This window comes from Demequina phytophila (assembly GCF_000971135.1).
Taxonomy (GTDB): domain Bacteria; phylum Actinomycetota; class Actinomycetes; order Actinomycetales; family Demequinaceae; genus Demequina; species Demequina phytophila.
Map to the genome: position 1 here is coordinate 140,367 of NZ_BBLW01000005.1, position 25,741 is coordinate 166,107.

At 71.0% G+C, this 25,741-nt stretch carries 26 protein-coding genes and 1 tRNA gene; 17 read left to right on the forward strand and 10 right to left on the reverse strand.

What is annotated here, in order from left to right; genetic code table 11:
- Window positions 1-32 precede the first annotated feature (32 nt).
- Genes AOM01_RS09165 through AOM01_RS09175 form a run of 3 tightly spaced genes read right to left on the reverse strand, consistent with a single transcriptional unit; the run spans window position 33 to window position 2,161 of the window.
- Complete coding sequence (locus AOM01_RS09165; protein ID WP_156155914.1) at window positions 33-509, reverse strand: hypothetical protein; 477 nt, start codon at window positions 507-509, stop codon at window positions 33-35.
- A 59-nt stretch (window positions 510-568) separates the two neighbouring features.
- On the reverse strand, window positions 569-1,177 hold the full coding sequence (locus AOM01_RS09170; RefSeq protein WP_062292248.1) for a nucleoside deaminase: 609 nt from the start codon (window positions 1,175-1,177) through the stop codon (window positions 569-571).
- A 27-nt stretch (window positions 1,178-1,204) separates the two neighbouring features.
- On the reverse strand, window positions 1,205-2,161 hold the full coding sequence (locus tag AOM01_RS09175; RefSeq protein WP_169746541.1) for a pyroglutamyl-peptidase I: 957 nt from the start codon (window positions 2,159-2,161) through the stop codon (window positions 1,205-1,207).
- A gap of 105 nt (window positions 2,162-2,266) precedes the next feature.
- Between AOM01_RS09175 and AOM01_RS09180 the strand changes: the two genes are divergently transcribed.
- The 11 genes from AOM01_RS09180 to AOM01_RS09230 all read left to right on the forward strand — a co-directional run bounded on the left by AOM01_RS09180 (window position 2,267) and on the right by AOM01_RS09230 (window position 13,242).
- Complete coding sequence (locus AOM01_RS09180; protein ID WP_156155915.1) at window positions 2,267-3,475, forward strand: GGDEF domain-containing protein; 1,209 nt, start codon at window positions 2,267-2,269, stop codon at window positions 3,473-3,475.
- Between the two features lie 132 nt (window positions 3,476-3,607).
- On the forward strand, window positions 3,608-4,828 hold the full coding sequence (locus AOM01_RS09185) for a substrate-binding domain-containing protein (protein ID WP_062292259.1): 1,221 nt from the start codon (window positions 3,608-3,610) through the stop codon (window positions 4,826-4,828).
- A gap of 8 nt (window positions 4,829-4,836) precedes the next feature.
- Entirely contained in the window at window positions 4,837-5,601 is a 765-nt protein-coding gene (locus AOM01_RS09190; RefSeq protein WP_062292262.1) for an ABC transporter ATP-binding protein, read from the forward strand.
- Window positions 5,598-6,317, forward strand: coding sequence for an ABC transporter ATP-binding protein (locus AOM01_RS09195; protein WP_062292264.1), 720 nt, complete (start codon window positions 5,598-5,600; stop codon window positions 6,315-6,317). The genes AOM01_RS09190 and AOM01_RS09195 overlap by 4 nt, the downstream gene beginning before the upstream one ends.
- A complete protein-coding gene (locus AOM01_RS09200) occupies window positions 6,314-7,192 on the forward strand; it encodes a branched-chain amino acid ABC transporter permease (RefSeq protein ID WP_062292267.1) in 879 nt (292 codons plus the stop codon). The genes AOM01_RS09195 and AOM01_RS09200 overlap by 4 nt, the downstream gene beginning before the upstream one ends.
- Window positions 7,189-8,340 carry a branched-chain amino acid ABC transporter permease gene (locus tag AOM01_RS09205; protein ID WP_082110137.1) on the forward strand — a complete coding sequence of 384 codons (1,152 nt, stop codon included), beginning with the start codon at window positions 7,189-7,191 and terminating at the stop codon, window positions 8,338-8,340. Before AOM01_RS09200 ends, AOM01_RS09205 begins: the two co-directional genes overlap by 4 nt.
- Window positions 8,337-9,887 carry a class I adenylate-forming enzyme family protein gene (locus tag AOM01_RS09210; RefSeq protein WP_062292269.1) on the forward strand — a complete coding sequence of 517 codons (1,551 nt, stop codon included), beginning with the start codon at window positions 8,337-8,339 and terminating at the stop codon, window positions 9,885-9,887. The genes AOM01_RS09205 and AOM01_RS09210 overlap by 4 nt, the downstream gene beginning before the upstream one ends.
- On the forward strand, window positions 9,874-10,521 hold the full coding sequence (locus AOM01_RS09215; protein ID WP_062292272.1) for a TetR/AcrR family transcriptional regulator: 648 nt from the start codon (window positions 9,874-9,876) through the stop codon (window positions 10,519-10,521). The genes AOM01_RS09210 and AOM01_RS09215 overlap by 14 nt, the downstream gene beginning before the upstream one ends.
- Window positions 10,521-11,270 carry a 3-hydroxybutyrate dehydrogenase gene (locus tag AOM01_RS09220; protein WP_062292275.1) on the forward strand — a complete coding sequence of 250 codons (750 nt, stop codon included), beginning with the start codon at window positions 10,521-10,523 and terminating at the stop codon, window positions 11,268-11,270. Before AOM01_RS09215 ends, AOM01_RS09220 begins: the two co-directional genes overlap by 1 nt.
- A complete protein-coding gene (locus tag AOM01_RS09225) occupies window positions 11,267-12,172 on the forward strand; it encodes an alpha/beta hydrolase (protein ID WP_062292277.1) in 906 nt (301 codons plus the stop codon). Before AOM01_RS09220 ends, AOM01_RS09225 begins: the two co-directional genes overlap by 4 nt.
- Window positions 12,169-13,242, forward strand: coding sequence for an alpha/beta fold hydrolase (locus AOM01_RS09230; RefSeq protein ID WP_062292280.1), 1,074 nt, complete (start codon window positions 12,169-12,171; stop codon window positions 13,240-13,242). Before AOM01_RS09225 ends, AOM01_RS09230 begins: the two co-directional genes overlap by 4 nt.
- 13 nt (window positions 13,243-13,255) lie before the next feature.
- Here the strand turns inward: AOM01_RS09230 and AOM01_RS09235 are convergent, their stop codons facing one another.
- Together AOM01_RS09235 and AOM01_RS09240 are read right to left on the reverse strand one after the other, a co-directional pair.
- Window positions 13,256-14,140 carry an SDR family NAD(P)-dependent oxidoreductase gene (locus tag AOM01_RS09235; RefSeq protein WP_062292283.1) on the reverse strand — a complete coding sequence of 295 codons (885 nt, stop codon included), beginning with the start codon at window positions 14,138-14,140 and terminating at the stop codon, window positions 13,256-13,258.
- The gene (locus tag AOM01_RS09240) at window positions 14,137-15,417 is read right to left on the reverse strand and encodes a flavin-containing monooxygenase (protein WP_228374266.1); all 1,281 of its coding nucleotides are present in this window, start codon (window positions 15,415-15,417) and stop codon (window positions 14,137-14,139) included. The genes AOM01_RS09235 and AOM01_RS09240 overlap by 4 nt, the downstream gene beginning before the upstream one ends.
- Window positions 15,418-15,581: 164 nt before the next feature.
- Here AOM01_RS09240 and AOM01_RS09245 point away from each other — a divergent pair.
- Window positions 15,582-15,655 (forward strand) — tRNA-Pro (locus tag AOM01_RS09245).
- A gap of 284 nt (window positions 15,656-15,939) precedes the next feature.
- Here the strand turns inward: AOM01_RS09245 and AOM01_RS09250 are convergent.
- From AOM01_RS09250 to AOM01_RS09260, 3 genes are all read right to left on the reverse strand, one after another.
- Window positions 15,940-16,221, reverse strand: coding sequence for a muconolactone Delta-isomerase (locus AOM01_RS09250; protein ID WP_062292287.1), 282 nt, complete (start codon window positions 16,219-16,221; stop codon window positions 15,940-15,942).
- Window position 16,222: 1 nt separating this feature from the next.
- A complete protein-coding gene (locus AOM01_RS09255; protein WP_062292290.1) occupies window positions 16,223-16,987 on the reverse strand; it encodes an alpha/beta hydrolase in 765 nt (254 codons plus the stop codon).
- Between the two features lie 136 nt (window positions 16,988-17,123).
- Window positions 17,124-18,068 (reverse strand): LysR family transcriptional regulator, encoded by a 945-nt coding sequence (locus AOM01_RS09260; RefSeq protein WP_169746542.1) that lies wholly within the window; start codon window positions 18,066-18,068, stop codon window positions 17,124-17,126.
- Between the two features lie 181 nt (window positions 18,069-18,249).
- Between AOM01_RS09260 and AOM01_RS09265 the strand changes: the two genes are divergently transcribed.
- The 4 genes from AOM01_RS09265 (at window position 18,250) to AOM01_RS09280 (ending at window position 21,610) form a co-directional block, all read left to right on the forward strand.
- Window positions 18,250-19,176: a VOC family protein gene (locus tag AOM01_RS09265; protein ID WP_062292295.1), complete on the forward strand. Its 927-nt coding sequence runs from the start codon at window positions 18,250-18,252 to the stop codon at window positions 19,174-19,176.
- Window positions 19,173-20,165, forward strand: coding sequence for an amidohydrolase family protein (locus tag AOM01_RS09270; protein ID WP_062292298.1), 993 nt, complete (start codon window positions 19,173-19,175; stop codon window positions 20,163-20,165). The genes AOM01_RS09265 and AOM01_RS09270 overlap by 4 nt, the downstream gene beginning before the upstream one ends.
- Window positions 20,162-21,151, forward strand: coding sequence for a fumarylacetoacetate hydrolase family protein (locus tag AOM01_RS09275; RefSeq protein ID WP_062292302.1), 990 nt, complete (start codon window positions 20,162-20,164; stop codon window positions 21,149-21,151). The genes AOM01_RS09270 and AOM01_RS09275 overlap by 4 nt, the downstream gene beginning before the upstream one ends.
- Before the next feature lie 114 nt (window positions 21,152-21,265).
- Window positions 21,266-21,610: a carboxymuconolactone decarboxylase family protein gene (locus AOM01_RS09280; protein ID WP_062292304.1), complete on the forward strand. Its 345-nt coding sequence runs from the start codon at window positions 21,266-21,268 to the stop codon at window positions 21,608-21,610.
- A 68-nt stretch (window positions 21,611-21,678) separates the two neighbouring features.
- Here the strand turns inward: AOM01_RS09280 and AOM01_RS09285 are convergent, their stop codons facing one another.
- Window positions 21,679-22,677, reverse strand: coding sequence for a cyclase family protein (locus AOM01_RS09285; RefSeq protein WP_062292307.1), 999 nt, complete (start codon window positions 22,675-22,677; stop codon window positions 21,679-21,681).
- A gap of 55 nt (window positions 22,678-22,732) precedes the next feature.
- Window positions 22,733-23,866, reverse strand: a complete 1,134-nt coding sequence (locus AOM01_RS09290; protein WP_062292309.1) for an FAD-dependent oxidoreductase — start codon at window positions 23,864-23,866, stop codon at window positions 22,733-22,735.
- A 400-nt stretch (window positions 23,867-24,266) separates the two neighbouring features.
- On the opposite strand from AOM01_RS09290, the gene AOM01_RS09295 reads away from it, so the two are divergent.
- Window positions 24,267-25,526, forward strand: a complete 1,260-nt coding sequence (locus tag AOM01_RS09295; RefSeq protein WP_062292312.1) for an alpha/beta hydrolase family protein — start codon at window positions 24,267-24,269, stop codon at window positions 25,524-25,526.
- The last annotated feature ends 215 nt before the right edge of the window (window positions 25,527-25,741 follow it).

Sequence of the window (25,741 nt, forward strand, 5' to 3'; positions counted from 1 at the left end):
TGTGGAGAAGTCCAAACGACCTGCTAGAGGGGCTAAAGCGCCGCGAGCAACGTCCGCAACACAGGCCGCGCCTCGTCCTTGGCCTCCGGCGAGGACAGCCGCGACCACGTCAGCGTCACCACGGCGCGGTCGGCACGGAGACTGATCTCCGCGAGAAGCCGCGACCCGTCGGCAAGGGCGGCGCGCCACCGCCGGTACGCGGGAGTAGCGGTCGAGCTCGCCGAACCAGCGAACGGCACGCCACCCACGCCGGAAAGCCCGGCCGCGACACCCAGCCACGCAGCGAGCGCCTCGTCCAGCGTGCCTCCATGAGTCCGGCTCACGGAGCACTCGTACGTCCCGTCCTGTCGCTGCCCGGGAGTGCGGCGCCCGATGTGCTGCTCGTACGCGACCGCGGTCATCTGCGCCCACCAGCCGGGGTTGTCGACGTGACCGAGCTCCCGGGACGCGACCGCGACCAGCTCCCGATGGTCAAGCGACGCCCCGCCGGCCGCCGCGAACACCTCCACCCAAGAAGCCCACGAGCGCCCCGACGCCCGCTCAACAGCCTCCACATTGGCCGCCGACGTCACAGATGTGCCTCGATGGGCCCGGTGCCGCGCGCGTTGTAGACGGTCGCGCTGGACTCGCCGTACGCGCGGTACACCTCGAGCGCCTCCTCGCGCAGCACGTCGCTGGTGACGGCGATGCCGCGCGCCTCGAACTGCTCGGCCCAGTCGGCGACCACGGGGCCCTCGTCGAACCTTGTGAGACGCTCGAGCTCCGGGCCCTCGCCCGCGACCACCAGGTGCCGCACGCCGGACCACAGCGTCGCGCCGTAGCACTGGACGCACGGCCGCCAGTTGACCACCAGCGCCAGCTCGCGGTCCTCGCCCAGATCCCACGTCCCGAGGCGCGCCTGCGCGAGCGCCAGCGCCATCACCTCGGCGTGACCGGCGCTGATCCCCGTGCCGAGCACCACGTTCACGCCCACGGACACCAGTTCGCCCGTGACCGCGTCGACCACGATCGCCGCGAACGGGCCGCCGCCGCCCTCGCGCCAGTTGCGGTCCGCGAGCCGGTGCACCAGCGCCATCTGCTCCTCATGCGTCGCGAGCGCGTCCGGCAGCGCCGGCACCTCCTCGATCAGCCAGGCGGGCAGGGACAGGGTGACGCTGGTGGCGAGGCCGTGGGCCATGGTTCCTCCGGGGGACGATGCGGCGGTTCAGTTGTCGGTGCGGCCCGAGATGATCTCGTCCCAGGTGGGGGCGCGGTACGCGGGCTTCTCCTTGGGCTCCGCGTCGGCCTCGGGGGCAGGCGTGTCCGCGTCCTGTTCAACCTCGGGGACGTCGCCCGTCGCGGGGGACCACATGGCTGGCGCCGCGGGCTCGGGCTCAGGCTCGGGCTCAGGCTCGGGCTCAGGCTCGCGCTCCTGCTCGTCCACCACCTCGGCCTCGGGCTGCGCGGGGGCCAGCGGAAGCCCGAACGCCGGGGTGTTGCCGACGATCGGCTCGGCGATGGGCATGAGGAACGGCTGCGTCGCCTCGGACTCGTCCTCCTCGTCGAGCACGGGCTGGGGTGCGGTGCGCTCACCCATGACCGTGTCGACCACCGTGCGCAGCGCCTCCGCGAGCACCTCGGCGGGGAGCGCGGGCCCGGCGACGGCCATCTCGGGGGTCGCGGGCAGCTGGACCAGGCCGCTGGGCACGCCCCACTCGGCGAGCTCGCGCTGCATCACGTAGAACACGTGGTTCGCCAAGCCGGTGCCGGCGTTGAGCGACAGCCGCGCGGGCAGACCCCGCGCCTCGAGCGCCGCCACGATCTCCTTCGCGGGAAGCGTCGACCACAGCGCGGCGGACGCGCCCTCGACCACCGGTGCGTCGACCGGCTGGACGCCGTGAGCGTCGGGGACCGCGGCATCGTCCAGATTGACCGCCAGCCGCTCGACCGTCACGGCCGGCGCGCCCGGGTTGGTCGCGACCACGATGACCGCGTCGGGCAGGTGCTTCGCCACGGACGCCCGCAGCCGTCGCGCCGCCTCCTTGTACACGGGCGCGAGCTCGCGATGCACGATCTCGGCGGACCCGTGCCACGTCTCGGCCAGGATCCGGACGGCGTCGGCGGAGGCCTCGGCGGTCGCACCGGGCATCGGCTCGAAGGAGGTGATGAGCACGCGTGACATGCCCCCAGGGTAGGCCGTGGCGGTGACAGCGCGGGGCAGGTACGAGGGTGTGACAACGCCCACACCGGACTTTGCGGCGCGCGTGCGCATCCGTACGCTGACCGGGTGATCGATCCGATGAGCGTGCGCCTCGCGCTCGCCATCGTGGTCGCCCTGGCCGCCGTCCACACCGTGATCGTGCTGCGGCGGACGTCGGGGGCGCCCATCCTCGCGTGGTGGGCCCGCGCGCTCGTCGCCTATGGCGCCAGCACCGTCCTGTTCATGGGCAACGGCTCCGCCCTCCAGGCCATCACCGTCCCGTTGGCGAACACCGCCGGCGTGCTCGGCGGAGTGCTGGTGCTGCGCGCCGCGCGTTCGGTGCGCGGCGCGACCCTCTCGCGGTGGGTCACCGTCCCCGCGGTCCTGGGCGCGTTGGCGACCGGTGGGCTCGGGGATCCCGCACACGAGACCTGGGCGGGCGGCGCGTACTTCCTCGCGGCGATGGGCGCCACGGTGGGTGCGGCAAGCGCCGAGATGTGGCGCATGTGGCGGCTCGGGGACGATGCTGCGGCCGGGTCGGGCGCGTCCGCACGCGGCGCGCTCCTCACCTTCGCGGCCGCCGCCACCGTCTACGCGCTGTTCTACGGCGTCCGGCTGGTCGCCTTCGTCACCGAGGGCCCCGACAGCGACCTCTTCCAGACCGTCGGCGGGACCGGCCAGACCACCCTGGTGCTCATCGCGACGGTCACCGCGGTCACCCTGGCGGCCGCGCACCTCGCGGAGGCCTCCCAGCGCGAGGACCTGCACCGCCGCGCGACCACCGACGACCTGACCGGGGTGCTGGGGCGCGCGGAGCTGCTCGCCCGGGCGGAGGTCATCGTCGCGGACCGGGCCGCGTCAGGCCGCTGTGCCGTCGTGGTCTCCGACCTCGACTTCTTCAAGCGCGTCAACGACACCCACGGCCACGCCGAGGGCGACCGCGCGCTCGTCGCGTTCGCTCGCGCATGGCAGGCGGAGCTGGGCGCGGCCGACGTCGTGGGCCGCCTGGGTGGCGACGAGTTCGTCGCGGTGCTCGTCGGCGCCACGGCAGACGAGGCGGCGGCGCGGGCCGATGCGGTCACGCGGCGATTCGTGGCGGCGCCGGAGCTCGAGGTCGCGCATGGAGGCGGATCCGGCGCGGAATCACCGACCGCCAGCCACGGCGTCGCGGCCGCGGAGCCCGGAGTCGGGTTCGCGGACCTGCTCGCCCGCGCAGACGCCGCGCTCTACGAGGCGAAGGCGGCCGGCCGCAACACGGTGCGCGTCCACCGTGGCGCGCCGGAGCCCGCCGCCTGACAGGTCGCCGCCGGTCGGCGCGACACGCGGGCGACCACAGTGCTTGACGCGGGACGCGGCTGCCCGTAGCGTCACCCGTAACCTGAATCACCTTTCAGGTACGCAACTTTCAACGGCGAAAGGGCAGTCCCCATGCGTAAAGAGAAGGCAGCGCTCATCGGCGCCGTAGCCGCGTTGACTACCATCCTGGCAGCCTGCGCACCCACCGCCGAGTCTCCCGGCGCCGAGCCGTCGAGCTCGTCCTCCACCTCGGCGGGGACGTCCCAGGCGACCGAGGTCACCGTCGGCGTCATCACCAGCGAGTCGGGAGTCCTCGCCGGGTACGGCGAGCAGTTCCTGTCGGGCTTCGAGGCCGGTCTCGACTACGCGACCGACGGCACGAACATGGTCGGCGACACGACCATCGTGATCGAGAACCGCGACGACGCGGGCGACGCTGACAAGGCCGTGACGGCCGCGAAGGAGCTCATCGGCTCGGGTGTCGACATCCTCACGGGCACGGTCTCGTCGGGCGTCGCGCTCGCCGTCGCCGAGCAGGCCGCCCAGAATCAGGTGCTCTACATCTCGGGAGCCGCCGCGGCGGACGCGATCACCGGGATCAACGACTACACCTTCCGGTCCGGCCGTCAGAGCGCACAGGATGTCGCGACGGCGGGTGCGTTCCTCGACGACGTCGAGGGCAAGAAGGTCCTCGTGTTCGCGCAGGACTCGGCCTTCGGTCAGGGCAACGTCGCGGCGGTCGACGCGATCCTCGGCGGACAGGGCGCCGAGGTCTCGTCGATCCTCGTCGCGGAGGACATCACCGAGTTCACGACCTTCGCGCAGCAGGTGCTCGACGCCAAGCCGGACCTCGTCTTCGTGGCCTGGGCGGGTGCGACCTCGGGTGCGATGTGGCAGTCGATGAGCCAGCAGGGCGTGCTCGACGAGGTTCCGGTGGTGACCGGCCTGGGCGATGTCGCCACGTACGGCGCGTACGGCGAAGCCTCGGAGTCGATCAAGTTCCTCAACCACTACTTCGCGGGCGCGACCGACAACGAGGTCAACGCGGCGATGGTGGAGCACATCGAGGGCGCCGGCGGCACCGCCGACCTGTTCAGCCCCGACGGCTTCAACGCGGCGCTCATGGTGGTCCAGGCCATCGAGGAGGGTGCAGGCGACGTCGACGCCATGATCGCGGCGCTCGAGGGCTTCTCGTTCGAAGGCCCGAAGGGCACGATGACGGTCCGCGAGAGCGACCACGCGCTCCTGCAGGACATGTTCCAGGTGCGGCTCGTCGCCGACGGCGACTCCTTCTCGCCCGAGCTCGTCGCGACCGTCCCGGCCGCGGACGTCGCGCCGGCCGAGGCGGGGTAGACGGACCCATGAGCACCGCAGTCCCGTCCGCGCTCCGCATCGAGGGTCTCGGCCTGAAGATCGGCGGCGCCACCATCCTCGACGGCATCGACCTCGACATCCCGCCCGGCTCGCTCGTCGGCGTCATCGGCCCCAACGGGGCCGGCAAGACGACGCTCTTCAACGCGATCTCCGGGGTGGTGACGCCGACGTCGGGCCGCGTGCTGATGGACGACCGCGACATCACGGCGACCTCGGTCGCCGCGAGGGCGCGGGCGGGGCTCGGTCGCACGTTCCAGACCTCGAGCAACTTCCCCCGGCTGAGCGTGCTCGAGAACGTCCGGGTCGCCGCACAGGCCGCCCGTGGCGGCAGCTACTCGTTGCTGCGCTTCCCACGCGGGGACGATGCGGCCACTGCGGCCGCACGCGACGCCCTCGCCCAGGTCGGGCTCGAGCACCGCGCTCACGCCCCGGCCGGGGACATCTCGCACGGCGACAAGCGCAAGCTCGAGATCGCGGTGCTGCTCGCCACCGATGCCCGGCTCGTCCTCCTCGACGAGCCCATGGCAGGCGTGGGATCGGGCGATGTCCCCGGCCTGGTCGAGCGCATCCGCGACCTGCATCGGGTCAAGGGCTGCACCGTCCTCATGGTCGAGCACCACCTCGAGGTCCTCATGGGCCTCGTCGAGAAGGTCGCGGTGCTCGTGGCGGGTCGCATCGTCGCCTTCGACACGCCGGAACGGATCATGGCCGACCCCCGGGTTCAGGCCGCCTACCTGGGGAGCGCCGCATGAGCGCCATCCTCGAGGTCGAGGGCCTCCACGCGTCCATCAACGGCCAGCAGGTGGTCGAGGACGTCTCCTTCGCGGTCCCCGCCACCGGCATCACCGCGGTGCTCGGTCGCAACGGCGTCGGCAAGACGTCAACGATCCGCGCGATCCTCGGCCTCATCGATCGCGCCGGCGAGGTGCGTCTCGCGGGCGAGCGCATCGACGGCTTGCGCACCCACCGCATCGTCCGCAAGGGCGTCGGCTATGTGCCCGAGGACCGCGAGGTCTTCGGAAGCCTCACCGTCGAGGAGAACCTCCAGCTCGCGGTCCGCCAGCGCCAGCCGCGCCGCGACCTCGTGGACTCGCTGTTCCCCGACCTGGTGCAGCGGCGCCGCCAGATGGCGGGCACGCTCTCGGGCGGCCAGCAGCAGATGGTCTCGCTCGCTCGCGCGCTGCTCAACGACAACCGCCTGCTGCTCGTCGACGAGCCGACCAAGGGTCTCGCACCCCTCATCGTCGACCAGGTCGCCGACGCGCTCGAGGAGGCGTCCACCACCGTGCCCATCCTCCTGGTCGAGCAGAACCTCGACGTCGTGCGCCGTCTCGCCACCGACGCGATCGTCATCAGCGACGGCCGCGTGGTCCACACGGGTCGCGCCGCGGACATCCTCGGCGACGAGGCCCTCACTCATCGCCTCCTCGGCGTCGGCGTCGCTCCCGCGGCGGGAGGCGCCCGATGAGCACGCTGGTCCTGGTCCTGCTCACCGGCGTCGGTCTCGGCGCCCTGTACTTCCTCGTCGCCTCGGGTCTCAGCCTGATCTACGGACTCATGCACGTCCTCAACTTCGCGCACGGCGCGTTCCTCACCCTCGGCGCCTTCATGGGATTCGAGGTGGCGCGGCGGCTCGACTCCACCTCCTGGTGGGCGTTCGCCGTGTCGATCCTGGTCGGCGGCCTCGTCGGCGCGGGCGTCGCGGCGCTCACCGAGCTCGCGCTCATCCGACCGCTGTACGAACGGCACATCGAGCAGGTCCTCGTCACCGTCGGCCTCGCGTTCGCCGCGGTCGCCCTGTTCGAGGGGATCTGGGGCTCCGATCCCATCTACATCCAGGCGCCCGCGTGGATGCGGGAGACCACCGGCGTGCTCGGCGCGCAGGTGCCGAACACCTATTGGGTGCTCATGGCGGCGGCCACCGCGCTGCTGATCTCTCTCGTGGTGTTCCTCCGCTACACCCGCTTCGGCACGATCATCCGCGCCGGCGTCGAGAACCGCGCCATGGTGACCGCGCTCGGGATCGACGTGCGCACCGCGTTCCTGCTGGTCTTCGCGATCGGCGGCTCGGCCGCCGGCGTGGGTGGTGTCCTCGCCGCCCACTACACCGGCTACGTGTCCGCACACCTCGGCTCGACGCTGCTGATCTTCGCGTTCATCGTCACGGTCATCGGCGGGCTGGGCTCGCTGCCGGGCGCGGCCATCGCGTCAGTCCTGGTCGCAGTGCTGCAGCAGTTTGCGAACTACTACCTGGGCGGCACGGGCGACATCATCGTCGTGGTCGCACTCGCAGGGGTGCTCCTCGTGCGACCGTCCGGCCTTCTCGGAAGGAGGTTCGCATGACAACCGCCGTCGCGGCCGCGCGCCGCGTCCCCGTCCCGCTGCTCGTCGGAGTCGGGCTCGTCGTCCTCATGGTCTGCCTGCCGCTGCTCAACCTCTCGGTGCCCGGCGTCCTGCCGACGCCGACCTACCAGCCCGGCACCCTCGCGCTGCTGTCGCTCGCGATGATCTTCGCGGCCCTCGCACTGAGCTACAACATGCTCCTCGGCACCGCCGGGATGCTCTCGTTCGGCCACGCGCTCTACTTCGGCGCCGGCGCGTACGGGCTCGGCATCGGCCTCGAGAACCTCGGGGTCCCGCTATGGCCGGGGGTCTTCATCGCACTCATCGGCGGGCTCGTCATCGCGCTCGTGACAGGGGCGGTGTCGATGCGCGTGTCCGGCATCCCGTTCGCGATGGTGACGCTCGCGTTCGCCCAGGCCGGATCGGTGCTGGTGCGACGCAACTCCGCCGTCACGGGCGGGGAGGAGGGCCTCAGCCTCAACACGGACGGCGTGCCCGACTGGCTGGTCGGCGTGGTGAACACCCGGAACCTGTACTGGGCGACGCTCGCGGTGCTCGTGCTCGTGTACCTCGTGTCCGTGTGGGTCGACCGGTCGCGGCTGGGGCACCTCGCACGCGCGACCCGCGAGAACGAGCTGCGCGTCCGGGTGCTCGGGCTCGAGCCGTCGCGCGCCCGCCTGCTCGTCTTCGTCATCGCCGCGTTGTGCGCCTCCCTGGTCGGCGTCGCGTACATGCTGCTCCAGTCAGGGACCGTGCCGCGATCCGTCTCGACGGACCTCACCATCACGGTGCTCGTCATCGTGGTGCTGGGCGGCGTGGGTTACCGGTGGGGTGCGATCGTGGGCGGTGTGGTCTACACGATCCTCGACCAGCGCCTCACGGTGCTCGCCGGCTCCGACGCGATCGCGTCGCTGCCGTCGGTGCTGCGCGTGCCGCTGTCCGAGCCGCTCTTCATCCTCGGCGTGCTGTTCATCCTCGTGGTGATGTTCCTGCCCGGCGGCATCGCCGGCACCGTCGACTCGTGGATGAGCCGTCGCCGGTCCGGCCGCGCGCACGGGGCACCCGTGGTGTCGGACGATGCGCCGGCCGGGCGCGTCGAGGGCGCGGAGCAGGTCCTGGAGACGGCGGGGCAGGAGGCGCGGTCGTGAACGCCCCGCACACCGTCGGACGGTGGCTCGTCGACAGCGCCGCGCGTTCACCGGAGCGTATCGCCATCGATGACCGTGGCCTCACCGTCGACTACAGGTCGCTGGCCGACCGGGCAGTCTCGCTCGCCGCCCGGTTGCGCGACGGCGGCTACGGTCCCGGCGACCGGATCGCGACCGTGTCCGCGAGCTCGGCCGACCATGTGGTGCTGTTCTTCGGATGCGCCCTCGCGGGGATCGCGTTCGTCCCGCTGTCGTGGCGGCTCACAGCCGAGGAGCTGTCCCGGCTGCTGAGCAGCTCCCGACCGGCGATCGTGGCCGCGGACGACGAGCATGCGACGCTGGTGGCCGAGGCCATGCAGATCGCGAACGGGGACGACCAGGCCCCGCCGGTCGCGATGCTCGGCAGCGCCGGCATCGAGGCGCGCGTGCCGGCCTCGGGCCGCACCGACACGGCGCGCGCGGTCCGCGACGACGACGCGCTCCTCATCGTGTACACGTCGGGGTCCGAGGCGGAGCCCAAGGGTGCGATCCTCACGCACGAGGGCTGCTTCTGGAACAACCTCGCGCTCGCGGGCGCGCTGCCGCTCGACGAGGACGACGTGGTGCTCGCGATGCTCCCTCAGTTCCACGTGGCCGCGTGGAACGTGCAGCCGCTGCTCGCGTGGTGGCGCGGCGCCACCGTGGTGCTGGAGAGCACGTTCCAGCCGTCCCGCGTGCTGCGGCTCATCGCCGAGCGCGGTGTCACGTGCACGATGGGAGTGCCGACGCAGTACCGGCTGCTCGCGGACGACCCGGGCTGGGATGCGGCGGACGTGTCCTCGCTGCGGCTCGCCGTGGTCGGTGGTGCGACCGCCGCCCCGGACCTGCTCGCGGCCTGGGCCGACCGCGGTGTCACGCTCACGGCGGGGTACGGCCTCACGGAGGCGGGCCCGAACGTACTGTGCCTGGCCGCTGCGGAGGCATCGCGTCACCCGGGGGCCGTCGGTCGTCCCTACCCTCACGTCGAGGTGAGGCTCGTCGACCCGGAGAGCGGGCTCACGCTCGACGGCCCGGCGACCGGCGAGCTCCAGGTCCACGGCCCCAGCGTGTTCGCCGGCTATCTGGGCGACCCCGGGGCCACCGCCCGGGCGCTCGACCACGGCTGGCTGCGCACCGGAGACCTCGCGGCGCGTGACGCCTCGGGCGTGTACCGGGTGGTCGACCGGCTCAAGGACATCTACATCTCCGGCGGTGAGAATGTCGCGCCTGCGGAGGTCGAGCGCGCGCTCGAGCAGCATCCGCTCGTCGAGGCGGCGGCGGTGGTCGGGGTGCCCGACCCGGTGTGGGGAGAGCGCGGGGTCGCGTTCGTGCAGCCGCGCGCAGGCTCTCTCGTGTCCGACGATGAGCTCCTCGCGCACGCCCGCCACCACCTCGCCGGTTTCAAGGTCCCGGTGCGGATCGTCCTCGTCGACGAGCTCCCGCGCACCGGTTCGCAGAAGGTTCGCCGCACGCTCCTGCGGGATCGCGCGGCACGAGCAGCGAAGGAGGCGTCCGATGAGCGTCGATGAGATCGACGAGCCGACCTCGGCGGCCGGCAAGCCGCTGACCAAGCGTGGCGAGCGGACGCGCGGCCGGCTGCTCGAGGCCGCCGAGCACGTGTTCGCGGATCAGGGCTATCACGAGGCGTCGATCGTCAAGATCACCGAGCGTGCGGGCATCGGCCTCGGCACGTTCTACCTCTACTTCGACTCGAAGCAGGCGATCTTCGAGGCGCTCGCCCTCGACCTCAACCGGCGTGTGCGCCATGCGATGAGCGAGGAGATGGCGGGAGCCGCCACCCGCATGGAGGCCGAGCGCGCCGGCTTCGCCGGGTTCTTCCGCTTCACCGCGGAGCACCCGGCGCTCTACCGGGTGGTGCGTGAGGCCGAGTACGTCTCGCCAGGGACGATGCGCGAGCACTACCAGCGCATCGTCGCCGGCTACGAGGAGGGCCTGCGCCGTGCGCAGGCCGAGGGCGACGTCGACCGCGGTCTCGACCCCGAGGTCACCGCGTGGACGCTCATGGGGATCGGCGAGCTCATCGGCATGCGCTACCTCCTCTGGGAGCGCACCGACGACGGCGCGCCGCGGCTGCCCGACCACGTGTTCGAGTCCGTCATGAGAGTGGTGCGCAACGCGCTCAGCGCCGGGAAGGAAGGGTGATGGCGACCGATCTCGAGGGGCGCAGGGCCCTGGTCACCGGCGGCGCGAGCGGCATCGGTCTCGCGTGCGCGAGGGAGCTCGCCGGGCGAGGTGCCCGCGTGGTCGTGGCCGACATCAACGCCGAGGCCGCCGACGCCGTCGCCCAGGACATCGACGGCGAGGCCTGGCACGTCGACCTCTCACGCACACGCGAGCTCGACACGCTCACCCTCGACGTCGACGTGCTCGTCAACAACGCGGGCCTCCAGTGCGTGTCCCCGCTCGACGCGTTCGACCCGGACGCGTTCCGCCTCCTGAACGACATCATGCTCATCGCCCCGTTCCTGCTCATCCGCGCCGCGCTGCCGCACATGTACGAGCGCGGTTGGGGGCGCATCGTCAACGTGTCGTCGGTCCACGGCCTGCGTGCCTCCGCCTACAAGTCCGCGTACGTGGCCGCCAAGCACGGCCTCGAAGGACTGTCGAAGGTCACCGCGCTCGAGGGTGGCGCTCACGGCGTGACAAGCAACTGCGTCAATCCCGCGTACGTGCGGACGCCGCTGGTCGAGAAGCAGATCGCGGACCAGGCCCGGGTGCACGGGATCCCCGAGGATGAGGTGGTCGAGCGCATCATGCTCACCGAGACCGCGGTCAAGCGGCTCGTCGAGCCCGAGGAGGTCGCGTCGCTGGTCGGCTGGCTCACGTCCGACGCCGCGGGCATGGCGACCGGCGCCTCGTACACGCTCGACGGCGGATGGACGGCCCGATGACCGCGCACGCCTATCGCCGCGTCGAGGTGCCCGTCGAGGGCGGCGCCCTCGCGGTGGGTGTCTGGGAGCCCACGGGGGAGCCCACGGGCACCGCCTTGCTGGTGCACGGCGTCACCAGCTCCCACCTCGCCTTCACCCACCTGGTCAGCCGTGTGCCCGGCATGCGGTTCATCGCGCCCGACCTGCGGGGTCGCGGCGCCAGCCACGGCGTGCAGGGCGCTGCGGGCATGGCGGCCCACGCGCGAGACATCGTCGCGGTGCTCGATGCGTTCGGGCTCGACGGGGTGCCCGTGGTCGGCCACTCGATGGGTGCGTTCGTGGCCGTGGTGCTCGCGCATCGTGCGCCCACGCGGGTGTCCAGGCTCGCGCTCCTCGACGGCGGCCTTCCGCTCGCGGTGCCGGCGGGGCTGTCCGCCGAGGACACCGTGGCCGCGATCCTCGGCCCTACCGCGGAACGGCTGTCGATGCGCTTCCGTGACGTCGACGACTACCTTGGCTTCTGGCGCGCCCACCCCGCGTTCACGCGCTGCTGGACTCCCGAGCTCGAAGACTACTTCGCCTACGACCTCGTGCCCGGCGACGGCGGTCTGCGACCCGCGACGAGCTACGCCACCACGGTCGACGACACCGTCGACCTCAACACCGGCGACGCGCTTCGTGAGGCGCTCGCGGCGCTCGACAAGCCGACGCTCCTCATGACCGCGCCCCGTGGGCTCCTCGACGAGGAGCCCGGGCTGTACGAGGAGTCCCGCCTCGCCTCCATGCTCGCCGACCGTCCGGCCATCCGGCACGTACGGGTCGACGGCGTCAACCACTACACGCTGGTGATGTCACCCGCGGGCGCCGCAGCGGTCGCCCCCGCGGTGGCCGCCGCCTTCGCAGGGGAGAGGAGCACCGCATGACCGCCACGCAGGAGGACCGCACCGCGCCGATGGACGGCCTGGTGTCCAGGCTGATCGAGACGCCTCGGCTCGTCGCGCACCTGATCGAGCGCGAGGCCGCGGCGCCGCGCCGCACGGCCGTGTTCGTCCACGGCAACGTCTCGTCGGCGGTGTTCTGGCAGCCCACGATGCTGGGACTGCCCGAGGACGTGCGCGCGGTCGCGATCGACCTGCGCGGCTTCGGCGCGTCGTCGGTGCTTCCCGTGCACGCGACGCGAGGCGTGCGGGACTTCTCGGATGACGTCGCCTCGGTGCTCGATGCGCTCGAGACGGGCCCGGTCGAGCTCATCGGCTGGTCCATGGGTGCCGGCGTCGTGATGCAGCTGCTGCTCGACCGCCCGGAGCTGGTCTCCGGCATGACGCTCGTCGCGCCGGTCTCGCCGTACGGCTTCGGGGGCACCGCGGGGCCCGAGGGCCGGCTGCTGCGCGAGGACTGCGCGGGCACCGGCGGTGGCGGCGCCAACCCCGCCTTCGTCGCCGCGATCGCGGCGGGGGACCGGACCGCGGATCAGGCGGTGTCGCCTCGCGCCGTGTTCCGAGCGGCGTACGTGGCCCCATCCGCTGAGCCGGCAGTGCTCGAGGATCTGTGGGTGGAGTCGATGCTCACGACAGCGACCGGAGAGGACAACTACCCGGGCGACGCGGTCGCCGCGGACGGGTGGCCCGGGTTCGGCCCCGGCCGTCGAGGCGTGCTCAACACCATGGCGCCGTGCTGGTTCGACGTCTCCGCGATCGCCGAGTCGGACGTCAAGCCCCCGATCCTATGGGTGCGAGGCGACGCCGACGCGATCGTGTCCGACACGTCGCTGTTCGACCTCAACCACCTGGGGGCGCTCGGCGCGATCCCGGGGTGGCCCGGCGAGGACGAGGCGCCCGCGCAGCCGATGATCGCGCAGACGCGTGCCGTCCTCGCCCGCTACGCGGCGAACGGCGGCACGTACCGCGAGGTGACGTTCGCGGGCTGCGGGCACTCGCCCCACCTCGAGCGGCCGGGGGCGTTCCTCGACGCGCTGGTCGAGCACCTCGGCTGAGAGCGCGTGGCGGCTACGCCTCCACCGCGCGCTCCACGCCGTCGACGGTCGCGATGAGACCCCGCTCGCGAAGCTCGCGCAGGTAGCGCTCCTGCCCCCGCTCGCCTTTTCCGCGGAAGAGCGGCATGAGCCGGGGGAGAGCGTTCGGCACCAGCAGCGCGGCGCGCACCAGCCACGACTCGCTTGGCCGCGGGTACGCCTCGAGCTTCGGGCGGTCGAGCAGCCCCATCATGGTGCGCGCGACGTGCTCGGGCGACTGCGGCGGGTCCTGGAACTGGAGCGAGTTGCCGCCGTCGAGCGCCTCCTGGCGCAGCATGCGCGTGTCCGTGGCGGACGGCAGCACCGAGCTCACCGTGATGCCCTTGTCGCGCAGGTCCAGCGCGATCGACAGCATCGCGCCGCGCAGCCCGAACTTGCTTGCCGTGTAGATGGGCGTCTCGCCCAGCGGGAAGATCCCGCCCAGCGACACGGTGGTGATGACGCGCGGGTCGTCGGACGCGCGCAGCAACGGCACCGCGAGCCGCGTCAGCACCAGGGGAGCGGTGAGGTTGACCGCGAGCTCCCGCTCGATGCTCTCCACAGAACGCTCGTCGAAGCGATCCGCGCTGGTCATCCCGGCGTTGTTGACCAGCACGTCGATCCGTCCGTGACGGTCACCGATCCGCGCGATCAGCGCCTCGACCTGCGCCCGGTCCGTCAGGTCGCAGGACTCCGCGGCGTGGCGGCCCTCGCCGCCCGGAAGGGCCGCGACGGCCCGGGCCGCGGCATCGTCCCTCACGTCGACCACGACGATGCGGGCGCCGCGCTCGGCGGCGAGGGCGCCGAACGCACTGCCGATGCCGCCGGCGCCGCCGGTGACGACGACCACGCGGTCCGTGAGGTCGAGCCGCGCCGTCACGGGATGGTCCAGCCCATGCGCTTGGCTGTGCGGTGCAGGTACTTGGTGATGGCGACGCCGTCGACGTAGCCGGCGTGGCGGGTGGAGTCCACGAACCTGATGCCGCGGGTGAGGTCGGGGGTGTCGGTCGCGATGACGCGCTCGAACTGCTGCCATCGGTCGGGCCGCTTCTCGCGGTCCTCGATGTGCTGGGCGATCATCGTCGCGAGCTGCTCCATGAGCACGTACGCGGCGCCGTTGGTCTCGACGAACCCGAGCCCGTAGAGGCCCTCGTTCCTGGAGAAGGCGGTGAGGTAGAGGTCCGGGTGCGGGCCCTCGCCCATGAGCTCCTGCGCGAACGGGACGGCATGGTGGTAGCCGGTCGCGAGCAGGATGAGGTCGACGTCCTCGGTGCTCCCGTCAGCGAACGTGACGACGGTGCCCTCGATGTCCTTGATCGCCGGGCGCGCGGTGACGTCGCCGTGGCCCAGGTGGTGAAGGAGCTGGGTGTTCATGAGCGGGTGCGTCTCGAACACCTTGTGGTCGGGCTTGGGCAGGCCCAGGCGGGTCGGGTCGCCGTTGAGGATCCTGAGGAGAACGCCGAAGACGCGCTGCTCGAGCCACATCGGCATGGTGGGGCCCTCGTCCGCGAACACGTCGGCGGGCTTGCCGAAGACGTGCTTGGGGATGAAGTGGTAGCCGCGGCGCAGGCTGATCACGGCACGGTCGGCGGAACGGGCGGCGTCGCATGCGATGTCGGCGCCGGAGTTGCCCGCGCCGATGACGAGGACGCGGCGGCCCTCGAGCTCCTTCGCGCTGCGGTACGTGACGGTGTGGCGCACCTCGCCCGTGTAGCGGCCCGGCAGGTCGATGACGTTGGGGATCCACTGGACGCCGGGCGCGACGATGACGTGGGCGTGGTCCGAGGTCACGCCGTTGGCGCGGGTCACGCGGTAGCCGCCTTCGATCTTGTCGACCTTCTCCACGGCGGTGTCGAACTCGATGCGCTGGTCGAGCCCGTTCTCCGCCGCGAACGCGCGCAGGTAGGAGAGGATCTGCTTGTAACTGGGGTAGTCCGGGTAGTCGTCCGGCATGGGGAAGCTCGGGAAGCCCGACATCGTCTTCGACGAGATGAAGTGGGCCGACTCGTACATGGGGCTTCCGGGAGCCTCGATGTCCCACAGGCCGCCGACCCCGGAGTTGCGCTCCAGGTGCGTGTAGGGCAGGCCGCGCTCCTTGAGCGCGTGGGCGGCGGCCAGGCCCGCGGGGCCGGCGCCGATGATGGCGGTGTCGAGCACGGTTCTCCTCGTCGGTGAGCAGTACCGCGATCGTAGGGGTTGCGAGGGACGATGCGGCGGTTGCGGGCCGTGTCGCGGCGAACGGTGGTGACTTTGTTGTGCCGGTTTCGGGGTGCTGTGTGGTCTTTGGTCGCCCGAGTTTCCGATATAGTTAACCGCTGTCACGGGCTGTGGCGCAGCTTGGTAGCGCACCTGACTGGGGGTCAGGGGGTCGCAGGTTCAAATCCTGTCAGCCCGACGTGACGGAGGCCGTTCTTCCTGGTAAATGCCGCGAAGGGCGGCCTTCTTGTTGCCTCCTGAGGGCCGATTTGGCCATCACTTTCAGTACTTGCTTGACGGCTGTTCAGAAGGTGACTCCGGCACCCAGGCCCGTGGAACTGCTTTCGTCGATGAGGTAGGCAGGCCTTCCCCGCGGGCTGTTGACGCGCCAACTGTGCTCCCGGGCGATCGCCCGTCGCGACGCTCGGCAGCCTCATGGATGCATCCCCATGGGACTGGCCCAGCATCGGATGGCGCCACGGCCTACGGCGCCTGCTCCTGAGGGTGGGTCGCCAGCGCTTCCACCGTCACGTCGAGCCACGGCGCCATCGGCAGCGACGTGAGCGCCGCGTGCAGTGCGGTGGCGTCGGTGGCTTCGTAGAGCCCGATTGTCGCGTTGCGGCCGGGGACCCGCCACAGCCTCTTCAGGACTCCCTCCGCGCGCAGCTCCATGGCTCGCACGCGCTCGGCGCTGCGCAGCTCCTCGCGGCGCTTGGTCGGCGTGTCTGCCGGGAGACGGTTCTCGGACCGCACCAGGAACTCCATGTCAGCCCACCTTGCTCGTCTGGGCGGACACGATGTCGCCGTCCGCAGGTGGCAGGGCAGACGCGGCCGCGATCCCGGTCAGCAGGTCGGCCAGCGCCTGCGGCGCGGTCACCATGGCCTCGTGCCCGGTCTCGAGCTCGTGCACCGGCCAGGCGCGGGCACGTGCCCGATCGGCCTGGCCGCGGAACACCCGCATCCAGCTCACGCACTCGATGAACGCTGCGGACACCCGTGCCAGGTCGCCTCCGAGGCGGAGCGCATCGGTGTAGGTCTTCCACGGATGGGCGGTGAGGCGAGGTAAGAGCCAGTCGCGATCGGCCGGGTCCTCGACCCCGAGCACCGTCAGGTCCCGGACCGGGACGAGCCACCCGAAACCTTTCTCGGCCGCTGCCTCCGCCCAGTGGTGTGCGACGTTCTCGGGCAGCAGGTCTCGCGCCGCGTCCCCGTCGTCCGCCACGAACGCGTCGAGGTACACGCGCACCGCGATCGCGTCGGAGCGCCGATCGGCCACACCGCTGACGACCTGGCCCGCGTAGCTGTGCCCGACGAGCACGACGTCCTCGAGCCCGAGGACGTCGATGAGCCGGGTGATGTCCTCGATATGCGTCTCGAGTCCCACGAGGGGGGAGAGCAGGTGGCTCCGCTCGGACAGGCCGGTGAGCGTCGGGGCGTGGACCTCGTGGCCGCCGCGGCGGAGGTGCTCCGCGACCCGGTCCCAGCACCACCCGCCGTGCCACGCCCCGTGGACGAGAACGAAAGTCGCCACCCGCGCCTCCTCATTGAGATCCTGGCGATTCTGTCGACGATATTGTTAACAGATCAGACGCCGTGCGGTCGAGAGCGACATCGGATTCTGAGGATGGGGAGTCGTCCTCGCGCAGCGGAGAAAGCCGATGGACCCGTCACCCCGGCGCGCGCAAGACCGCCGACGCGGCGACGCGGCCGAGGACGGTCTTCAGCCAGGCAAGCCCAGTGTCACGCTGGCGGGACGGATGCCAGAAGGCGTGCTCCGTGAACGTCTCGCTCTCGAACGGCGTCTCCGCGACAGCGAAGTCCTCCGAGTCGCACGCGTTCGCCGCCAGCGATCGCGGCATCAGCGCCCAGTGTGAGCTACGGCGGAGCAGGTGCGGCATCGCCAGGTAGGAGTGCAAGGACGCATGCGGCCCCGTGGTGCCGAGCGCGAGGTGCGCGTCGACGCCGGCGAGCGGGCGCAGCTGGCTGCGCGGCCCGAGCTCGGCGTGCAGCTGAGGAGAGCTTTGCAGGTCCTCCATCGTGAGCTCGGGACGCTGGGCGAACGGGTGCGAGCTCGAGGTCACGACGACGAAGTCGTCGTCGAACAGAGGCATCGACGCGCTCGCGTACGCAGGTAGGTACACGACCGGGAGGACCAGCACATCGCATTGCAGCAGGGCGCCGTCGGGATCCCTGATGAAGGTGGTCGGCGTCGGTTCGAACGAGACTCCCACGTTCGGTGCCTCGTCCCGCAGGATCTCCATGAGCGCGGGGCCGATGCGGAACAGCGAATAGTCGGAGACGCAGATGCTGAACACGCGCTCCGAGGTGAGCGGGTCGAACTCGACGCCCCCCGAGAACAGCTCGCTCGCGGCGTCGTAGGCCGCGCGCGCGGCCGGCCGCAGGCTCTCGGCGAACGGGGTGAGCTGCAGCTCGTTGCCCACCCTCACCAGCAGCTCGTCGCCGAAGTAGCCGCGCAGGCGCCGGAGGATCCCGCTCATCGCGGACTGGCCGATGTGGAGGCGCGCGCCCGCGTTGGTCACATGGCGCTCCTCGAGCAACGCGTTGAGCGCGACCAGAAGATTGAGATCGATGGATTCCAATCGGGCGACCACGGCGTCCTCCTTCTCGTGCGGGGAGCGTAGCAGTTGGTGATAGCGGGCATCGCGAAGAACCATTTCCGCGCACATGCCGCGGCTTCCTACGGTGGGGACACCCGGATCGCCTCGGCGTGCGGGCATGAGCGAACGTCGATGGCGACCAGAGCCGTCGATGGACCGACGGCAGGAGGCCGCAATGACCCCGATCCACAGTCTCGGCTACGTGGCGTTCCAGTCGCCGCGCGCGGACGAGTGGCCACGGTTCGCGACGGAGGTGTTCGGGCTCGAGAGCGAGCAGGACGAGTCCGGCGCCGTCAACCTGCGCTGGGACGACCGCATGTACCGCATGCGCATCGAGCCGGGCCCCGACGACCGTCTGCTCCACCTGGGCTGGGAGACGTCCAACAGGCTCGACTTCGCCGCCGCCATCGACGACCTGCGAGGCAAGGGTGTCGAGGTGGTCGAGGAGCCCCCTGAACTCGCGGACGAGCGTCGCGTGAGCGCGCTGGCCTCGTTCCATGACCCGTTCGGGGTGCGTCACGAGCTCTTCTGGGGACCCGGCCACATGGACCGCACGTTCCGCGGCCAGCGCGCGACGTCGTCGTTCATCACCGGCGACCAGGGTCTCGGCCACGCCGTGCTCATCGTCCCCGACCTGGAGATCGCGAGCCAGTTCTACGAGGTCACGCTCGGGTTCAAGTGCAGCGACATCGTCGACGTCGGCATCGGCCCCATGGCGTTCCTCCGCTGCAACCCGCGCCACCACAGCCTCGCGATCTGGGGCATCCCCGGCTCGCTCGGGCTCAACCACGTGATGGTGGAGAGCACCGACATCGACGATGTGGGACGCGCCTACGACCTGGCGCAACGCAGCGAGTACGAAATCAGCGCGAGCCTCGGGAGGCACGCCGGCGACGAGCAGCTGTCGTTCTACACGCGCACGCCCAGCGGCTTCGACCTCGAGTTCGGTGCCGACTCCCTGGTGATCGACGACGACGACGCCTGGAGCATGCGCCGCATCGACCGACGCTGGGGCAACCGCAGCGAGATCTGGGGCCACCAGTTCCGACCCCTGCCGCCGCAGAGCTCCGTGCACGCGTACCCGGAGGAGGCGACGCGGTGATCGACGTCCACGCCCACCTGTTCTTCGACGAGCTGCTGGGCACGGCCGGAGCGCTCGGGCCGGAGATCCGCAGGGTGGGCGAGGGGCGCCACGAGATCGTCGTCGGCGGCTACCGCTGGCCGATCGGGCCCAAGTCGAGCCTAGCCGAGACCGCGCAGCAGCGGGTCGACTCGCTCGACGAGGACGGCATCGACGTCCAGGTGCTGTCCTTGTCGCCGCTGTGGCTGCTTACGCACACCCCGACCGAGGTCGCGCAGCCGTTCCTCCGCTCCGCGAACACTCTCATGGCGGACTGGTGCGCTCAGCAGCCGGGTCGGCTCAAGGGGTTCGCCGCGCTGCCGACCGTGGACGTCGCCGCCGCCATCCGCGAGCTCGAGTTCGCGGTGCGCGAGCTGGGGCTCGTGGGCGCCTACATCGGCACCGACGCCCGGGCGTCGCTGGACCACCCCGACCTGGATGACATCTACCAGGCGTGCATCGACCTCGACGTGCCGCTCTTCGTCCACTCGACGGTGCCGGGCGTCGACGGCCCTGCGGGCGATCCCCGCCTCGACCGCTTCGACTGGCACGTGACCCTCGGGTACCCGCACGAGGAGACCCTCGCGGTGGCCTCGCTGCTCTTCGGGCGGGTGCTGCTCCGGCACCCTCGTCTGGACGTGTACGTCAGCCACGGCGGCGGGAGCTTCGCGTTCCAGCACGGTCGGTTGCGCGCGTTCGCCGCGCTGCCCCGTTCGCCGATCACGGTCGAGGAGTTCGACGCGCAGTTCTCGCGGCTGTGGTTCGACACGCACGTCAACTCGGAGGAGTCCCTGACGCTGCTGCGCGCGGTCGCGAACCCGGACCGCCTGGTCTTCGGTACCAACTATCGCGGCTGGGACTCGGGATCGACGGCCGAGGTCGAGACGATCGCCGCGAGCGTCGTCGCCAACGCAGGGGTCCTGCTGCGCGCGCCCGAGCGCGTTCCGGCGCACGGGAAGGGAAGGTCATGAAGATCGCACGATGGCAGCGACGCGACGGCACGATCGAGGCGGGCTTCATCCACGACGGCCATGCCGTGCCCCTGCCCGAGGGCAGGCCCGTCGACGTCCTGATCCAAGCCGGCCTGCCGACCACGCTCGCGTTCGGCCGTGAGGTGATCGAGGAGGGTGACCGTTCGGATTGGCGTCCGCTCGACACCGTCCGGCTCGTTCCTCCGCTCGTCCCACGGAGCGTCCGTGACTTCGTGACCTTCGAGGAGCACGTCGAGGGCATGGTGAAGGGCGGGTCGCCCGACGCGACGGTGTCCGACGAGTGGTACGAGGCCCCCACCTTCTACTTCACCAACCCCCACACCCTGATCGGCCCCACCGAGCCCATCGTGCCCCCGCGGACCTCGCGGCTGGACTTCGAGCTCGAGGTCGCCGTGGTGATCGGCGCGACCCGGGAGTGCGACGGCCGGCACATGAGCGTCGAGCGCGCGGCGGCCCAGATCTTCGGCTACACGATCTTCAACGATTGGAGCGCGCGCGATCTGCAGGCGCGTGAGATGAAGGTCAACCTCGGGCCGTGCAAGGGCAAGGATTTCGGCACCACCCTGGGGCCGTGGATCGTGACCGCGGACGAGTTCGCCGACCGCCTCACGGACGACGGGTTCCTCGATGTCCCCGTGGTGGTCGAGGTCAACGGCGTGGCCTTCGGCAGCGACAACCTGTCGCGGATGGCCTGGACGTTCCCGGAGCTCATCGCCTACGCGTCGCGCGACTCGCGCGTCGCGCCCGGAGACGTGCTCGCCTCTGGAACGGCCGGGAAGGGCTGCCTCGCGGAGACGTGGGGCCGCACCGGCGAGTTCGACCCGCCTGCCTTGAGGCCCGGCGACACCGTGCGGATCGTCGTCGACGGCATCGGCGAGACGGCCAATGTCGTCGGTGAGCCCCGTGCGACCCAGCCGTCGATTCCGTCCGCTCGGCGCCGCGCGGCCCGCCTTCACGCTCTCTGAGGGCGCGTGGGGACGATGGTCCCGCGACTCCTTGACATCTGTTCCTTACCGTGGGCACGTACCCAAACGCCGGCGAAGAAGCCGGATCCACCACCCCGAAAGGACGGGTCCACGATGAACCACCAGGAGCACTACGACGACGTGATGTGCGGCATCGGCGCCCTCGGCGAGCACATCCCCGGCACCATCAAGAGCTTCTTCGCGCTGCACCACGCCGCCCTCGCGGACGGCGCCCTTCCGAAGTCGACCAAGGAGCTTCTGGCGCTCGCGATCGCGATCTCGGTGCGCTGCGGCGGGTGCATCACGTGTCATGTCAAGGACGCCCTCGCGGCGGGCGCGACGGCAGAGCAGATCTACGAGACCATCGGCGTCGCGATCCTCATGGGCGGCGGCCCGTCCGCCGTGTACGGCAACGAGGCGCGCAAGGCCGTCGAGGCCTTCACCGCCGTCCCGGTCTGATCCTCCTTCACGAAGGCGGGGATCCCTCCGGTCCCCGCCTTCGTCATGCCCGCGGGCAGGGCGGCCGGTCAGAGGATCGCCACCGGATTGATGGGGGAGCCCACCGCCCCCGTGATCGGCAGCGGCGCTGCGGACAGGAGGAACTCGTAGCGCGAGGTTGCCGCGCACGCGAGAGCGAGCTCGTCCAAGTTCCACATCTCGCCGACCGTCAGCCCCATGTTGGGGATGACGACCTGATGGAGAGGCTGGAACGAGGGCGCGTCGAACTCGTTGGGGCGGACCTCGAAACCCCACGTATCCGTAGCGATCGCCGCGATCTCAGTGCGGTGGAGCCATCCGGCGGTCGTGAGCGAGAGCCCCGGCGCCGGGCCGCCGGCGTAGTCGCCCCAGCCGTCGCGACGCGTACGGCTGAACTGCCCGGTGCGCACCGCGACGATGTCACCGCGCCGGACGATGCTCGAGGTGCCCTGAGCCGCGATGGTGCGCTCGAGGTCCGCGGCGGTGATCGCGTAGCCGTCCTCGAGCTCGCCGCTGCCGGGGCGGAGGGCGCGGCCCACATCGAGCAGGACGCCGCGCCCGACGATGACGTCCGCGGCGTTCTCGATCCCGGTGACGCGGTCGCCGTCGCTCGTCACGACGTCGCCGGCCCTGCGCCCGTTCCACGCCGCGCCGTGGTCGAAGATGTGGCCGAGGCCGTCCCACTGCGTCGAGCACTGCAGCGGCATCGAGATGACATCGTCCGCCCCGCCGATGCCGTGCGGGAAGCCCTGCGAGCCGCGCTCCGCGTCCGTCCCGGTGTCGGTCATCGTGTGCACCGGGTTGGTGCGACGCCGCCAGCCCTTCTGCGGGCCGGAGGTGTCGAAGCGCTGCGCAAGCGAGATCACGCGTCCTGTCCGCACCAGCGCCGCGGCAGCGACGCGCGCGGGGCCGTCGATGTGGTTGAGGGTGCCGAGCACATCGTCCCCGCCCCAACGGCCCCAGTTGCGGTAGGCGAGGGCGCGCATGCCGATCTCGCCCTCGGGATCGTTGCGATCGAGATCGGCGGGGTCCTCGCTCGGCGCGGTCATGGGGCTCCTTCGTCACGTCGAGGGGAAGGCGAGCGCGCTCAGCGTCGTCATCCGGCTAAAGGGGCTGCGCGAGCAGCTTGCTGACGTCGGTCATGAGCTCGGCCGACTCGCGGTTCCTGTCGGCCTCGCGCCGCCACTCCGCGATCTGCAGCGAGCTCTCCACGACGGCCTGAGCGCGCGGCACGCGGCGGGCGTAGAACTCGTCCCAGAGGTCCTCGTCGAGGCGGTCCCGGCGCGCCAGGAGATCCGCCAGGACGACGGCGTCCTCGAGACCCTGGGCCGCGCCCTGCGCGAGCGTCGGCGGGCAGCTGTGCGCGGCATCGCCGATCAGGGCGACGCGGCCGCGGTGCCAGTCTCCGGGCAGAAAGAGCGCGCTCATGCGGGTGTAGTTGAGCGCGGACGTGCTCGTCAGGGTCGTCACGATCTCGTCCCACGGGCCGTGGTACTGCGATGCGAGAGCGCGCATCTCCTCGAGCATCTGCTCCGCTGACAGGTGGGACCGGTCGCGGTAGTCGTCGACGATGTATACGTACATGCTGTCGGGCCCGGTGGGGGAGTAGCCGGAGTAGTACGCCGCTCCGCCGTAGATGAGCTCGGTGCAGGTCACGTCGTGGGCGAGCGGCACGAACGCCCGCCACACGCCGAAATCGAGCATCTCTGGTTGCGTGCGGATCCTGAGCAGCTTCCGCACCGTCGAGTGCAGGCCGTCGGCTCCGACCACGAGGTCGGCCTCCCGGGTCAGCCCGCTGGCCGCGGTGACCCGGGCATGGTCGGCGTCCTGCGAGATGCCCACGACGCGGGTGCCTTCGTGCACGGTGACGCCGAGCTCGTCCGCGCGGGCACGGAGGACGCGCGCGAGGTCCGGCCGGTACATCCCCGCGGCCGCCGGGTACTCGGGGCCGCCCGACCGGTGCGTGTCGACACGGAACAGCTCCGTGCCGGCATCGTCCGGGGCCCGCAGGACCAGCGCGTCGAACACCGATGCGTGACGCTGCACCTCCTCCCACACGCCCACCCGGTCCAGCATCCGCAGCGCGTTGCCCTGCAGGCTGATGCCTGAACCGACGGGGGCCGAGGTGCGATACGCCTCGAGCAGGTCGACCTTGATGCCCTCTGCGGCGAGCAGGCAAGACAGTGCGAGGCCGGAGATGCCGCCTCCGGCGATGACCGCGGACTCGATCGCCGTCATCCCTGTTGCCTCTCGGCCTGCGTGTGCGAAGCCATCGGCTTACGTCCACAGGCGGTGTGGGCGGGTGCGGCGAAGGTGCGAAGATGCACCACCTCGTGGGCGCTGGTTGTCACGGGGCCTCCCGGTGCGAATCGGCGACATTGCTGATCGGCGCCAATCTATGGATGAACCGGCCGGAGCGGAAACAGCGATCGGCGATACCGGCAATGTGTGGGCGCGATGCATGGGGAGACTCGCCGCTGGTCGAGGCGACGCCTGCCATCGGTGCGCAGACGCGGCGGTGTCGGCATCCACATCGCCGGGGGTGATTCCCGGCATCGGCAAATGTCTCTGTGTCGATGGGCGGCGACCTCCCTAGGGTGGGGGCGACGCAACGGCGCGAGCGAGGTGTGGAGCCCCCATGTTCATGTACTTCCCGACCAACTACGTGTGGAGCATGGCCGCGGTCGCGGCTCTCAACAACGGCGGCCTCATCGACGAGGTGGACCGCGCCTGCAAACCGGTGCTCGAGGCGTCGCGCAACGGCGACGACGTCGGCACCGAGCTTCTGTACGAGTCGTGGGCGGCGGTGGCCGATCGGCTCATCGCCTCGGCCGAGGACGATGTCGCGCGTGGTCGGCTCATCGGCGCCGGCGACAAGTACTACCGTGCCTCGCTCTACACGTCGCAGGCCGAGCGCCTGCAGTCTCCCAGCTGGGAGGGCCGCAAGGCCGCCTACCAGAAGTCGATCGACCTCCTGCTGCGGCATGTCGAGCTCTCGGGCGCACCCCTCGAGACGGTCGAGATCCCCTACGGCGACGCAAGCCTGCCGGGCTATCTCTACCGGGCGGACCCCGGGGTGGTCGCGCCAGGCGAGAAGCCGCCGGTGATGATCCAGTGGAACGGGCTCGACTCCACCAAGGAGATGATGTACTACTCGCAGTTCCCGCAGATGCTCGCCAGGCGTGGGATCTCGACCCTCATGGTCGACACCCCCGGATCCGGCGAGGCGCTGCGCATGCGCGGGCTCACCGCGCGGCACGACACCGAGGTCTGGGCCGCCGCGTGCGTCGACTTCCTCGAGGGTCGGGACGATGTGGACGCATCCCGTGCGGGCATCGTCGGCTGGTCGCTGGGCGGCTACTACGCTCCGCGCGCGGCGGCCTTCGAGAAGCGGCTGCGGCTCGTGGTCGCATGGGGCGCGAACCACGACTGGGCCGCGGTGCAGCGCCGCCGACTCGACCGGGAGGGGGAGAACCCGGTGCCGCACTACTGGCAGCACGTCCAGTGGGTGTGGGGTGCATCGGGGACGGACGACTTCCTCGAGCGCACCAAGGACATGCACCTCGACGGCGTGGTCGAGCGGATCTCGGTGCCCTTCCTCATCACCCATGGTGCGAACGACCGCCAGATCCCTCTTGCGATGGCGCACCGTTCGTACGAGCAGGCGGTCAACAGCCCCAAGCGTGAGCTGAGGGTGTTCGATGAGCCGGAGGGTGGCACCGAGCACATCTCGATCGATCACCTGGCCTACGTCGCGTCATTCATCGCTGATTGGGTCGCTGAGGCGTTCGCAGCGATGCCCCAGGACGCGGCTCTGCCGAACTCACGGGTTTCCGGCGACCTGGATCGCGAGCCCATCAAGATCCCATCAGATTCAACCGGGACCAACCGGAGATGACCGGGTACAGTCGGGATGAGGGAGCCGCCACGTTCCCGAGTAATCCGAGGGAATTCGCGAGATTCCGAGACGACCGTGAAGGACCGGAAGATGTCCGGTCCCTGCAGGGGGTCGCAGGTTCAAATCCTGTCAGCCCGACTCGGGAGAAATCCCTGGTAAAAGGCCGGTTTCGATAAGTCGAGGCCGGCCTTTCTGCTTGTCTGCAGGCGGCAATC